Origin of the sequence: Bradyrhizobium sp. STM 3566 (assembly GCF_045571445.1) — a bacterium.
In the GTDB taxonomy this organism is placed as follows: domain Bacteria; phylum Pseudomonadota; class Alphaproteobacteria; order Rhizobiales; family Xanthobacteraceae; genus Bradyrhizobium; species Bradyrhizobium vignae.
The window spans coordinates 4,623,555-4,636,519 of record NZ_CP120692.1; the positions used below are offsets into that span (position 1 = coordinate 4,623,555).

The window sequence follows — 12,965 nt, forward strand, 5'->3', positions numbered from 1 at the left end:
TTTTCTTCGCGATGGATAATGTCTATACGAGGCGAAGGGCCGGCGCGAGTCCGTCGTCGGCGTCCGAATGGCGGAGAGATTAACCTGGAGCAGCCAGCGAAGACCGTCCTGATCTGCTCGTGCGAAGACACGATGCGTCTCGACGTGGCTGCGATCCGGCGCGAATGCCCGAACTGCGAGCTCAAGAGCTTTCGCCACCTCTGCGGTGCGGAGCTCGATCATTTCCGCAACATTGCCGCGGCGGAAGGCATGCTGACGGTCGCCTGCACGCAGCAGGCCGCGCAGTTTTCTGACGAGGCCGGCGAACGGCCTGATGCAATCAGCTTCGTCAATATCCGCGAAACGGCCGGCTGGTCGCGCGAGGGCGCGCGCACTGGCCCAAAGATGGCCGGCCTGCTCGCATCCGCCTCCATCCCGGCCCCGGACTATCCGCTCGTCACCTTGTCGAGTGAGGGCGTTATCCTGATCTACGGCCGCGATGAGGCTGCGATCGAGGCCGGCCGCCTGCTTGCCGATCACCTCGACGTCACGGTGATGCTGAAGCAGCTCGATGAGGCGGTGCCGCCGGCTGCAACGGTGTTCCCGATCGTCAAGGGTACGATCCGCTCCGCGAAGGGACATTTCGGCGCGTTCGAACTTGCTATCGACGACTATGCGCGTCTCCGCCCCTCCTCGCGCGATCGTTTCGTGCTGGACCCGCCACGAAGCAGCGTCACCTCGCGCTGCGATATCGTGCTCGATCTGTCCGGCGATTTGCCGCTGTTTGCCGCCCACGACTTGCGCGACGGCTATCTTCGCGCCGACCCGAAAGATCCCGCTGCAGTGCTGCGCGCCGTGCTGACCGCGCGCGATCTGGTCGGCAGCTTCGACAAGCCGAGATATGTCGACTTTGCGCCCGCCCTTTGCGCCCATTCGCGCTCGAAGCGCACGGGCTGCCACCGCTGCCTCGATCTCTGCCCGACGGGGGCGATCACGCCTGACGGCGATCATGTCGCAATCGATCCGAACATCTGCGCCGGCTGCGGCCAATGCGCGGCTGCCTGCCCGACCGGCGCGGCCTCCTACGCGCTGCCGCCCCCCGATACACAGCTCCAGAAAATTCGCGCCATGCTGCTCGCCTATCGCGAGGCTGGCGGCGCTGATGCGGTGCTGCTTTTTCATGACGGATCGCACGGCACGCCTCTGATCGAGGCCCTCGCGCGGCATGGCGATGGCCTGCCGGCGAACGCGCTCCCCTTTGCCGTCAACGAGGTCACGCAGGTGGGGCTGGAAGCGATTGTCGGCGCCTTCGCCTATGGCGTATCCGCCGTGCGCTTCCTGCTCCGCGCCAAGCCGCACCACGATGTGACCGGATTGGCGCAGACGATCGCGATGGCCGAAGCGATCCTAGGCGGCCTTGGATTTGCAGGCCGTCGCCTCGCCACCATCGAAACGGATGATCCCGATGCGCTCGGCGAGCATTTGACCGATATCGGCACGCTTGCCGCGGTCGCGACGCCCGCGACCTTCAAGACCGTCGGCAAGCGGCGCGACCTCTTGCGGTTCGCCCTCGGCGAGTTGCACCGACTGGCGCCGCAGCCGGTCGACGTGATCGCCCTGCCGCAAGGTGCGCCGGTTGGCGCAATCACCGTCGATACCGATGGCTGCACGTTGTGCCTCTCCTGCGTCTCCGCCTGCCCGACCGGCGCGCTGCGCGACGATCCCGAGCGGCCCGTGTTGAAATTCATCGAGGATGCCTGCGTGCAATGCGGCCTGTGCCAGAGCACCTGTCCGGAAAAGGTCATCAGCCTCAAGCCGCAGATCGATTTCCGCGCGGCGCGTGCTCCCGCCGCGATTATCAAGGAAGAAGAGCCCGCACTCTGCGTCCGCTGCGGCACGCCCTTCGGCGTGAAGAGCACGATCGACCGCATCGCAGCCAAGCTCGAAGGCCGGCACTGGATGTATCCGGCCGGCGACAAACGGGTCGAGGCACTCAGGATGTGCGCAGACTGCCGCGTCATCGTCATGAGCGAACAGCAATTCGATCCGTTCAAGGGCGTTCCGGAACGAACCCCGCCACGGACGACGGATGACTATCTACGCCAACGCAACGGCAAGGATTAGACGAAGCGGACGTCTTCGCAAGGCCGGAAGAGGCAATCATCGCGACGTCGCGCGGCCCAGGAACTCGGTGAGTGCGCGCCGGTCTTCGGCCGAACCGATGCGTTGCTCCGGCATCTTGGTGCCGGGGGTATAGGTGTTCGGCCCAATTTCGAACAGTCTTGCGACCGTTTCCGGCGTCCAGACGATGTCCATCCTCTTCAGCGCATCGGAGAAGCGATATCCCGGGAGCGAAGCGATCTTGCGGCCATATAGTCCAGCAAGCGTCGGGCCGGCACGCTGCACCTCCTTGTCCGACAGCGTGTGGCAGGCAACACACGCCCGAAATACATCGGCGCCATGATCGCCGGCATAGGCCGCGAGCGGATCGGCCGGTGTGCCGATCAGACCTGAGCCGATGGGATCGCCTGTGCGCGCGTTCCAGCGCCTGATCCTGCCGTCCGCACCACCCGTCATCAGTGTCTCGCGGTCTGGAAGGAAGGCGACCGACCACACCGGCTGCCCGGGCCCAACCAGCGTGCGCAGCAGGTTGCGCGACTTGCGATCGATGATCGCCACCGTGCCGCCGATGCCGGCCGCAGCGATCAATGCGCCGTCCGCCGACATCGTCAAGGCCACCACCGGTGTCGGGCTGGCCGCGACCTCGCCGCTGACCTTGCCGTCGGTGCTCAGCATGCGCAGCTTGCCGTCGACCGCGCCTGTGACGATTTCACCATCCGGCGCCACGGCCACCGTGTTCAGCGCCGCCGGCAACGTCACGATTTCCGGCTGGCCATCCGGCAAACGCCAGATTCGCAGCGCAAGATCGTAGCCGACGCTGACAAGTCTGCCGTCCGGCAGGAAAGCGACACCGTTGACGTTCTGCGTATGCCCTTCGAGCGCGCGGGACGTGCCGTCCGATAGCGACCAGAGCCGTACCGTCCGATCCCATGAAGCCGATGCGAGAACCGACCCATCGGGCGACACGGCAAGCGCCGCGATCGGAGCGACGTGCCCTTCCAGCACCCGGTCTGGCTCCTGCCGTCCCGCCGTCCACACCGCAATTCGTGCATCGGCGCCGGCCGTGATCATGCGGCCGTCCTTCAGAAAGACGACCGCATTGACGCCATCAGCATGATACCGCAGCACTTGCTCTGCGGTATCCGTCTTGAGCGACCAGCGGATGACCGCCGTGTCGAAGCTGCCGGAAAGAAGGCTGCCCCCGTCGGGCGAGATGGCGAGAGCCCGTATCGGGCCGCCGTGTCCGACCATGTCGGCGTGCGCGGGCGATGCGGCAAAGATGACCCACAGCGCCGCAGCGACGTTCCTGCACCAAGGCGATCTGTTCATTCGTGGCCGCCCTGCTGACATTCACGCTCTCAAGATTGCCAGAACGGGCAACGGAAATGAATATCCGGGACCGGTCTACTTGGCAGGTGCGGTCGTGGTCTTGGAGGATCCCTCGGGAGCGGCCTGCATTCCAGGCGGACTCTGGCCCTGGGGGCTTTCGGCTGGCGCACCACCCGAACCTGTATTGGTCGGGCCCGTCCAACCTTGCGGCTGTGCTTGACCTTTCTCCTCGGGACGGGTTGGCGTCGGCGAGGAGTTGGTTTGCGCGGGCTGGGCCAGGGCGCTCCCAGCAAAGCAAAGTGCAGCGAAGCACAAAAGCGTTTTCGCTAATCTCACGCAATATCTCCGATGCGCTCACTAACTCGCAAGAACTTCCAAACCCTCCTTCCGTTCCGAAGCGTGCAGTGCAATAGCCCGGCTCGCGCATCCTCCGCCTTGAATGCCGATCGCCCCGACACCAGATTCTGGCTGCTCACGTCAAGGAAGACGGCATGCAGGGGCGAACGGGGCCAATTCTGCGGATGATTGCGCGGCTGCGCGTTCTTCGTGCCATTGATGGCCTGCAAGATCCCGCTGCGCGAGAAGCCTCGCCTTTCCTCCTCCTCGTTGCCGTCGTGCTCGCGCTGCTGCTCGCAGTCTTGGAAGTCGATTTGAATGGCACCGAGCTTCAGTCCCTTGGCTTGATGGGCGATGCGTTTTCCGCCGATCCCGTGTTCAAGAGCCCATAGGACCGCGGAAGCCTTGGAGCGATCAACGAGCTTGCTGGCGGCAAGCCGTGTCGTATAGATGGTTTGCTGGTCCAATCGAGGGAGGCTGAGGATGAAGGCTTTTTTGCTTGGCTGCGTCGCGGCCCTGGTGATTGCGATTGCGGGGATGCTGATCTTGGATCGCGTTCAGGAGCCCGCCGCGCAGGCGTTTGCTACGACCGGGGTGCGTCTCTGAGAAGCACTCAGTCGCGCTTGAGCCCGATCGACTTGACGATGGGAGTCAGGCGGACGAGTTCGTCCTCGACGAGGCGCTGAAATTTATCGGGGCCTGAATCGATGTCCGGCTCCAAACCTTGCGAACGATAGCTTTCCTGCAACTGAGGATCGGCCATCGCCGCGCGGGTCGCGGCGGCGATCCGCTCCACGACCGCGTCCGGGGTCGCTCTTGGGGCAAACAAGCCAAACCAGCCGACATATCTGAGGCCTGGCATGCCGGATTCGGCAACCGTCGGAACTTCCGGCGCTCCGCTCAACCGCCGGTCGCCCGTCACGGCGATCAGCCGCAGCTTGCCCGCAAAGTGCAATTGCAGGATCTGGCTCGAGACCACTGCAATGACCGAGTTGATCTGGCCACTGACGAGGTCGCTGGTCGCGGGCCCCATGCCCCGGTAAGGGACGTGAACCAAATCCGCCGCAAGACCCGATTGCTGTCTGAACATCTCTCCGACGAGATGATTGCCGGTGCCGACGCCGGGAGTGCCATAGGTAAGCCCACCCGGATTGGCCTTCGCAAAAGCTGCCAGCTCCCGCAGATCCTTCACCGGCAGGGACGGATGAACGGCGAATGCAAGCGTGCTCGTGATCAGCCGGTAGATGGCGCGGAAATCGCGAACCGCGTCGTAGGCGGGCTGCGCCGACGACAACGGAATCGTCACTTGGGTGCTGCCATTGCCGAGCAGAAGCGAGTAGCCATCCGGTGCGCTCTGCGCCACCGCGGCGGAGCCGATCGCACCGCCGGCGCCGCCGATATTCTCGACATGGACCTGCCCCAGCAGCGGAGTGACCTTGTCGGCCCATGGACGGCCGATCTGATCACCTGCAGCGCCAGCCGAATAGGGAATGACCAGCTTGATGGAGCGGGAGGGGTAATCGTCGGCGGTTGCTCCACCGGGCCAGGCAGCCAGCGCCGCGAGGCACGCCGCCATATCGAGCAGTTCTCGCCGTGAAAGGGACATCTTCTGCGTATTCGGGACCGAGCTGATCATCTTGCACGAATGAGAGGTCTCGAAAATCCGTGCAAGGAGGTCGCTGCCCTGCACTGTGCGGGCGGCAATGGCCGCGCGAGCTGTGTCGCAATCCTTGCCGACGCTCCACCGCTACCAACCGTTTGCTGGCGCGAGTCGATCTTGGGCCCCATATCCATCTCCGGCATCTTAAGGGTTTGGTAACGATACGAACATGGTTGAACGCATTGATGCAAATCGCGCGCCGCCGGTGTTTGACCCGTAACGACCTTGCTATAAGCGCAGCTACGGCTCGACGACGCTCGCGAATGACTTGGTTTCCCTGATTGCGCATGAACAAGCTCAGCAACACGTTCGACATCGTCATCGAACAGTCGTTCGACTTTCTGTCTCCGGAATATGCACAGCTGTTTGATCGCTCGGCCGCCACTGCGTTCCAGCATCCGATCTGGCTGCACAGTCTCTACACCAGGCTCGCGCCCGAAGCGGGTGCGACAGCTTTGGTCCTCGTGGTCCGCTACCGCGCGACGGGGGCCCTCGCGATGGTGTTGCCCCTGCTCCGGATCCGGCGCGGTCCGATACGAACCGTCGAGTTCGCCGACCTCCGCGTTTCCGACTATCTGGCGCCGGTTTGCAGCCCTGACGTGTTGTCGCAACTGCTCGGTGACGCCGCTGCATGCGCGCAGATTCGGCGCCTTGTCCGCCCTTTCGATCTGCTCCGAATGGCCAAGCTGCCCGACGCGCGGCTTCCGATCGAAGAGCTCCTGGGCGCGCCACGCCGTGTATCGATGGACACCAATGCCTATGCCACGGTTCTCGTCGCGCCTTTCGAGCAATGGCGCGCCAGCGCGATGGATCGCTCCTATCAGAAGGAGCTCGCAAAGAAGTATCGTCAACTGCAGAAGAAAGGCGCGCTGAGCTTCTCATGCTGCGGCGACGGCCCCGCCGTGCTCGAGACGCTGGACGTGATGAGGAAGTTTCGCGGCCCGCGCTTTCACGCACAGGGCGACGGAGATCTGCTTCAGCGTCCCGGATATTACGGCTTCTATTCCGACGTCGCCCTTCGCGGCATGGGCTCCTTTGTCCGCGTCTATGCCATGAAGATGGACGGCGACGTGATTGCCGCCGTGCTGGGACTGTGCCACCGGGGCAGCTTCCTCGTCATCATGAGCGCCTTCGATATCGAGGGCTACAAGAGCCAATCCCTCGGCGCGCTGATGTTCGAACAAGTGGCGCGGGATTGTATCGAGCGCGGAGATCAGATGCTCGATTTCACCATCGGCGATGAGCCATACAAGAAGTTGTTCGGCGGGCGGCCTTCGCCGATGTGGGCGGTCACGCAGGCGGGCAGCACCATAGGGGCCATCGCCCTCTTCGCGTTGAAGCAGGCTCCCTGGCTCAAGCTGGCGGCCAAGCGGCTGTCGGATTTGAGGCTCCAGCCCGCCCGACCCACAACTCCGACGCGCTGACCGGCGGCAGGCGCAGGGGCGCAGAGCCTAGGCACGCAACGCGCCGCGGACACGCCCGAGCCAGCCCGGATTCATTTGGTCGACGCGGTGTGCAAGACTGCGCCGCAGGAAGTGCAACCGCCGCCGCACGTCCCAGCCGATATCGTTGCGGGACGTCAGGGCCTGGCGGAAGCGCGCCATCTTCAGCGACTGCTGGTCCGCCGCGATCTTGTCGCGATCGGAATAGAACTGCGAAATCTTCTCCCGGCCCATGCCTGCGGTCATGAGCCACCGCGGAACGTATTCGGTGCAAAGACGGTCGACGTCCACCAGCAGGCGGGCGACGCCCGTGCCGGCGGCGGGACAGTTGGTCTGGAACGCATCGCCGATGAGCACGACGCCGGGCTGGAGATGACCCTCCACGACAGTCAGATCCATCACCCAATTCTGGACCCGGTCGGTCACGCGGAAATCGCCGAGGTAGGACTGCAATCCCGGCAGCAGGCGCAAAACCGTCGCTTCCGGTTCGCGACGCAATTCGCGCATGATCGGCTCGGTCGGATCGCGGAACATGAAGAGATTGGCCCGCATGCCGGCACGGACGGGAAACAGGCTGAGATAGTCGATGCCGTCCGCCGTGCGTTCGCCGTAGCAGGTCAACGCCTCGAAATCGAACGGGCGACCGTCCTTGCGAGCGATCGTGAAGCCGAAAGAAACCGAATGGCGCTCGGCCAGCACACGCCGCCTGATGCCAAGCTTGTAACCCAGCACTCCCGCCATGCCGGTGGCGAGAACAACGAGGCGAGCCGTCACACACCGTCCGGAGGCCAGCTCGAGATGCTGGACGTCGTCGCTGCTGCTGATCAATGTGACCTCGTCGACGATCAGGTTGGACGGATCGGGAATCTGGCTGCGCGCCATGGCGACAAGATCGGCATAGGGAAATCCGTAAGCCTGGCCGACGCTGACATCGACCACTTTACCCTCCCGGATATTGAGCACCCGCTGATATCGGCAAGCGATGCCGTCGAGCGCGCTGAGGAAGCCCAGCTTGCGGAGCAACTGCAGCTGATGGCCGCCGATCTTTTCGACCCGGAACTCGTCCGGATAGACCGCCCGCTTGTCGACGAGAGCAACGCGATGCCCTGCCCGCGCCAGCACGGCCGCCGCAAGCGATCCCGCAAGGCCGCCGCCGACAATTGCGATGTCCGAGACGATCGGTGCGGTCCCGCCCCCGTCGATCGGCCCGGTCACGGTTCTATCCGTCATCATGGCTCCTGCTCCCACGGTTAACGGGCGCTTCCAGTGCAATTCTCTCGCCTGATGTCGCATCGCAGAGCCAAGTGCGATCATTTCCGGAGATTGAGGTTAACGACCGGGAGCGTCGGGCACGCCGCCGCCATCGCGGCACGCGTCTTGCTCGGGAGGCTCTGCAAATTCCGGATTCCGTCTCGGCGGCCAATCTCCGCGAGCCATTCCGCACTCAAACGGCTGATCTCGCCTCTTTCGGTCGTCGATGCGGCGCTATCACGTCAGTCGATCGGGTCGGACTTTGCATTGCTTGGGACAATGGGGACGGCGATGTTCAAGAGTGAAGCAACCGGCGTAACCGCGATATCGTCGCGACCGGCGCGATCTCGCGAGCCGTCCATTAACACTCACGATTTTTCGGCATGCTAGGCTGTCGCCAGTATCGGAACATGTCCCCTTCCATGATCGAATCCATCCTCCAGTTCATGCGGCGCGACGTCACGCGCGGTGTTGTCGGAACCATCCTTCTCAAGGTTGGCAGCGGCGTGCTCGCGTTTGCATTGTTCTCGCTGGCGGCACGAACGATGTCGCCTGATGGCTTCGGCATCTTTGCGACCTGGCTTTCGGTGGCGCAGATCGCAGCCGTCGTGGGACTGGTCGGACAGGAATCCTTGCTGGTGCGATTCCTGAACGAATATCAGGTCGGCGGCCGGCCGGACCTCACCAAAGGTGTCCTCCTGTCAAGCTTGAAGATCGCCTCGGTCGCAATGCTGGTCGTGATCGGCGGGATCGCCGTCGCGGCGAGCGTGAGGGGCGACTGGTGGCTGCTGATCCTTGCGGTGTCCGCCTATACCGCCGTCAATGCCGGCGTGATGCTCGGCAGCCAGATCGCGCGCTCGCTGGTCAGCATTCTCATGGGCGAAGGAAATCGCGAGTTCTTCTGGCGGGTCATCGTCGTCCTGTTCCTGCTCGCGATGCTGCTCGGCCATCGGCAACTCGATCCCGCCGAACTGTTCGCGGTGATGACAATGGCCATGTCGGCAGGGCTGGTTGCGCAGATCGTTTCGATCGCGCGAGTGCTGCCGGATTTGCGCGGTACGCCGGCGCGCTCGGAGACGGCCCGCTGGCGATCGAGCGCCCTTCACTTCTGGCTCGCATCCATCCTTGAAGTCGCCAACCAGTATTTCGACGTCATTCTCGTCTATTGGATGCTGGATCCGGCCACCGCAGGGATCTATTTTGCCGCCTCGCGCCTCGCCAACATCTTCGCCATGCTGTCCGCGGCGCTGTACACGTTCGGCGCGCGCCGACTTCCTTCGCTGTATTTCAGCAAGAACCACCAGGAGTTCGAGCGGACCTTACAATTGATGGCGGAAGTGACCGCGCTCTGCGTCATCGCCGGTCTCGCCACGATCTGGATCGGCGGCCCCTATCTCCTCAACCTGTTCGGACCTCATTTCACCGCGCAGCATTCGGTCTTGATCGTGCTCGCAATCGGAACCGCCATCCAGGCAGCTGGCGGTCCGTCGGCTGCGATCCTGCAGCTGACCGGTCATGAAAGAATCTATGTTCCCGTCGTTGCCGCCAACGTCGCGCTGCGGCTCGTGGGATTTCTCGTCCTCATTCCCTGGCTCGGCGTGCTCGGCGCGGCGATTTCGGCCACTGTGTCGCTCGCGCTCGCGACGATCGCCCTGAACGTCCTCTGCCGCCGGCGAACCGGGGTGGATCCATCCGTTCTCGTGCTGTTGCGCTTCTCTGCATCGAGGCGCGGCACCTATGCAATCCGCAGTGCCGACTCGCGTGACTAGATGTCATCACGCCGTCATTCAGGTCCGCAGTCACGCGCCGGCAGTGCGCAAGACAGACTGGTTAACGCGCGCGCTGTGCGTCGTCCGGGAACGAGCGAAAATGCTGCGCGAACGACGTCGTAGCCATAGCCTCGCATTAACTCCGTTTGTTGCTAGTCGGTGTCCACCGCGATGCCCGCATGATAGGTACGGAGTTAAGAAGGTGAAGATTTCGTTTCTTTAGCGGGTCGGGATCCGTGCTCCATTATCAGCCGAACAAGGACTTGGGCGAGACGAGCGCGACGGCACCCGCGCGGCCAGACGGCAGCGGGCCGAAGCTGCACGTGCTTCTCGCGCAAACTCAGGCCGAGAACGCCGGTGCGCAGGAGATCTCCCGGCTCCTCGGCGCCGGACTGACCGCTCGCGGCTACCGGGTCACCAATCTATTCTTCTTCCGCAAATCGGACTCCTTCGATGAGCCGCCCGATACGCTCTACTGCGCGCCGAGCCGACCGGGCGATCCGGCGGCGCTGCTGCGGATGCTGTGGACGCTCGGCCGCCATATCAGGACCACCAGGCCCGATGCCGTCCTGACGTTCCAGCATTTCGGCAACGTCATCGGCGGTGGCGTCACGCGCCTCGTCAGCCGTGCACCGGTTGTCGCAAATCAGGTCTCATCCGCGCTGTCGATGAGCTGGCCGGTCCGCACCGCCGACATCGTCATGGGCAGCCTCGGCTTCTTTGACCGCATCACGCTCAATTCGCAGGATATGCAGCGCGAATACTCGCGCTACCCCGCAGCCTACCGGTCGCGCATGGTGCATGTGCCGCACGGCTTCGACGACAAGGCTCTCACCCTGTCGAAGGAGGCTGCACGGCATGAGTTCAATCTGCCGCCGGACTGCGTCCTGCTGGGCTGCGCGGCAAGGCTGCATCCGCACAAGCGGCTCGACATGGCGATACGTCTGCTGCCGGATCAACCGTCCTGGCACCTTGCGCTTGCCGGCCAGGGAGCCGACGAGGCCCGGCTGAGGCAGCTCGCGAACGACTTGAACGTCTCGGACCGACTGCATTTGCTCGGGGAAATCGCCCCCAGCCGGATGGCGGACTTCCTGGCCTGTCTGGACGTGTTCGTATTTCCAACACAGGCCGAAACCTTCGGTCTCGCCGCGGTCGAGGCCGCGAACGCCGGGGTTCCCTCGGTCGTGACCGATCTTCCCGTCCTGCGTGAAGTGTTGTCCTACGAAGGAAGACCGACTGCACTCTTCGTCGATGCCGCCGATCACGCAAAGCTCTCCGCAGCCGTCTCCAAGCTGCTGACGGACAAACAGCTGAGCGACGAACTGCGACAAAATGCCAAGGGCCTGCGATTGCGCTATTCGGTAGATGCCATGGTCGAGGAATACGGTCGAATTCTCGACCAGGTCATTTGACCTGATACGTTGAAATAGATTGGCTCGACATGATCATCGAGTTTCGCTGTGAACGCGAGTACGCGCGGCAGTGGATGGGCCGCGAGACACTGCCGATCGACGGCCGGGACGTTCCGGTCCAAATCGGATGGACGCCAACGGCGGAGCCGCGGCCCGCGGGTCTCGATGCCCTGTTCGAGCTCGAGCGCGTGGTACTGCACAAGGGCAGACATAGCGGCGCCAACAAGCTGAAGATCGTTCCGGAACGGACACAGGTCCGTACCGAGACGGCCGACGTGGTCGTCGATTTTACGGGTGCCGCGCGGGATCCGGACCGCCCTGCCCGGCTGTATCTTCGGCCATTGTTCAACGGGGTTGCGGGCGAAAATGCCGCGCTCGCCGCCATTCTCGCCGGCGACCTGCCCGTGATCGACATCGTCAACGAGATCGACGGTTCAGTCCTCGACCGCGGCCATCCATCCGGAGAAATTGCCGCAGGTCTCAGCGGCGCGCTCGAAACGGTCATGGCGCGGACCCTGACCATGGTGGCGGCGATCCTGTCGGGAAGGCCGCGTATCGTGCCGCAGCTGGCGCGCCCCGCCGGAAATGGCTTGCCCCGCGGACCCGTTGGCTATGTCGTGCGCGGCCTTGCCATGTCGATCGCCAAGGAAATCTATCGTCTCTGCTGCTATGCTCCGCATTGGCATATCGGATGGCGCTTCAATGACGGCGCGGGCGTCTGGCAGACCGGAGATCTGTCAGGTCCAAGCTGGAACGTTCTGGCAGATCCAGGAAACCACTTCTACGCCGATCCCTTTCCCATCACATGGCAGGGACGGACATTCGTCTTCTTCGAGGACCTCGATCACCGTGTCGGGAAAGGCATTATCTCGGCGATCGAGTTCAATGACGCGGGGCCGGTCGGCGAGGTGATGCCGGTGCTGGAGGAGCCCTGGCACCTCTCCTATCCGTTTCTGATCGAAGACGATGGCGAGCTGTGGATGATCCCGGAGAGCTCGGTCCGCGGGGACGTCGCCCTCTACAAATGCGTTCGATTTCCGGACCAATGGGAGCGATACGCGACGCTCCTTTCCGGCCTCGAGCTGGCCGACGTCACGATCACGCGGCACAACGGCCTGCATTATCTGTTTGGCGCCTGGCGCGACGGAACGGCTGGCTATTCGGATTCGCTGGCGATCTATTGCGCCGATCGCCTCTTGGGGCCCTGGCTGCCCCACGCCAGCAATCCGGTCTTGATCGACCGTGCAAGCACGCGGCCCGCGGGGAACTTCGTCACCCTCGATGACAAATTGTGGCGCCCGGTCCAGGACTGCACCGAGGGATACGGCGCAGCGCTTGCCCTGGCGGAAGTGGTCGAACTGTCACCGACGACGTTCAAGCAGATCGTGCGTCACTCTCTGAAACCCGGACCGGCCTGGCCCGGCAGGAAGCTGCACACCTTGAACCGCTGCGGTCGGCTCGAGGTGATCGACGGATCGCGCGTCCAGCCCAAGACCAGTGCCTTCGCGAGCAGATTTCCATCCGCCATGCTGGCTCCGCGCACCAGTCCATATACTGTCCGCTGAAGCCACCGGCGCGCTCGTGCGGCCGATGACGCACCTGCGTCAGCGACGGACGGCGTCGATCAGAACGCCGTCCGTCATCTTGGGTTTGGGTGCTCGCGAGG

10 protein-coding genes are annotated in these 12,965 nt (G+C 63.7%); 6 read left to right on the forward strand and 4 right to left on the reverse strand.

What is annotated here, in order from left to right:
- Positions 1-132: 132 nt before the first annotated feature.
- A complete protein-coding gene (locus P6U27_RS22445; RefSeq protein ID WP_407192631.1) occupies positions 133-2,103 on the forward strand; it encodes a 4Fe-4S binding protein in 1,971 nt (656 codons plus the stop codon).
- Positions 2,104-2,139: 36 nt separating this feature from the next.
- Here P6U27_RS22445 and P6U27_RS22450 read toward each other — a convergent pair whose 3' ends face one another.
- Positions 2,140-3,429, reverse strand: coding sequence for a c-type cytochrome (locus tag P6U27_RS22450; RefSeq protein ID WP_407192632.1), 1,290 nt, complete (start codon positions 3,427-3,429; stop codon positions 2,140-2,142).
- Positions 3,430-3,761: 332 nt separating this feature from the next.
- A complete protein-coding gene (locus P6U27_RS22455) occupies positions 3,762-4,232 on the reverse strand; it encodes a hypothetical protein (RefSeq protein ID WP_160118838.1) in 471 nt (156 codons plus the stop codon).
- Positions 4,233-4,248: 16 nt separating this feature from the next.
- Between P6U27_RS22455 and P6U27_RS22460 the strand changes: the two genes are divergently transcribed.
- Positions 4,249-4,371, forward strand: coding sequence for a hypothetical protein (locus P6U27_RS22460; protein WP_283809894.1), 123 nt, complete (start codon positions 4,249-4,251; stop codon positions 4,369-4,371).
- 7 nt (positions 4,372-4,378) lie between these two features.
- On the opposite strand, the gene P6U27_RS22465 is transcribed toward P6U27_RS22460, so the two are convergent.
- The gene (locus tag P6U27_RS22465) at positions 4,379-5,371 is read right to left on the reverse strand and encodes a Bug family tripartite tricarboxylate transporter substrate binding protein (RefSeq protein ID WP_407192633.1); all 993 of its coding nucleotides are present in this window, start codon (positions 5,369-5,371) and stop codon (positions 4,379-4,381) included.
- Positions 5,372-5,712: 341 nt separating this feature from the next.
- Between P6U27_RS22465 and P6U27_RS22470 the strand changes: the two genes are divergently transcribed.
- Positions 5,713-6,849 carry a GNAT family N-acetyltransferase gene (locus tag P6U27_RS22470; RefSeq protein ID WP_407192634.1) on the forward strand — a complete coding sequence of 379 codons (1,137 nt, stop codon included), beginning with the start codon at positions 5,713-5,715 and terminating at the stop codon, positions 6,847-6,849.
- A gap of 27 nt (positions 6,850-6,876) precedes the next feature.
- On the opposite strand, the gene P6U27_RS22475 is transcribed toward P6U27_RS22470, so the two are convergent.
- A complete protein-coding gene (locus tag P6U27_RS22475) occupies positions 6,877-8,100 on the reverse strand; it encodes an FAD-dependent oxidoreductase (RefSeq protein WP_407192635.1) in 1,224 nt (407 codons plus the stop codon).
- Between the two features lie 440 nt (positions 8,101-8,540).
- On the opposite strand from P6U27_RS22475, the gene P6U27_RS22480 reads away from it, so the two are divergent.
- The 3 genes from P6U27_RS22480 (at position 8,541) to P6U27_RS22490 (ending at position 12,864) form a co-directional block, all read left to right on the forward strand.
- Entirely contained in the window at positions 8,541-9,887 is a 1,347-nt protein-coding gene (locus P6U27_RS22480) for a polysaccharide biosynthesis C-terminal domain-containing protein (RefSeq protein WP_407192636.1), read from the forward strand.
- 236 nt (positions 9,888-10,123) lie between these two features.
- Positions 10,124-11,299 (forward strand): glycosyltransferase family 4 protein, encoded by a 1,176-nt coding sequence (locus P6U27_RS22485; RefSeq protein ID WP_407192637.1) that lies wholly within the window; start codon positions 10,124-10,126, stop codon positions 11,297-11,299.
- Positions 11,300-11,328: 29 nt separating this feature from the next.
- A complete protein-coding gene (locus P6U27_RS22490; protein WP_407192638.1) occupies positions 11,329-12,864 on the forward strand; it encodes a hypothetical protein in 1,536 nt (511 codons plus the stop codon).
- Positions 12,865-12,965 lie beyond the last annotated feature (101 nt).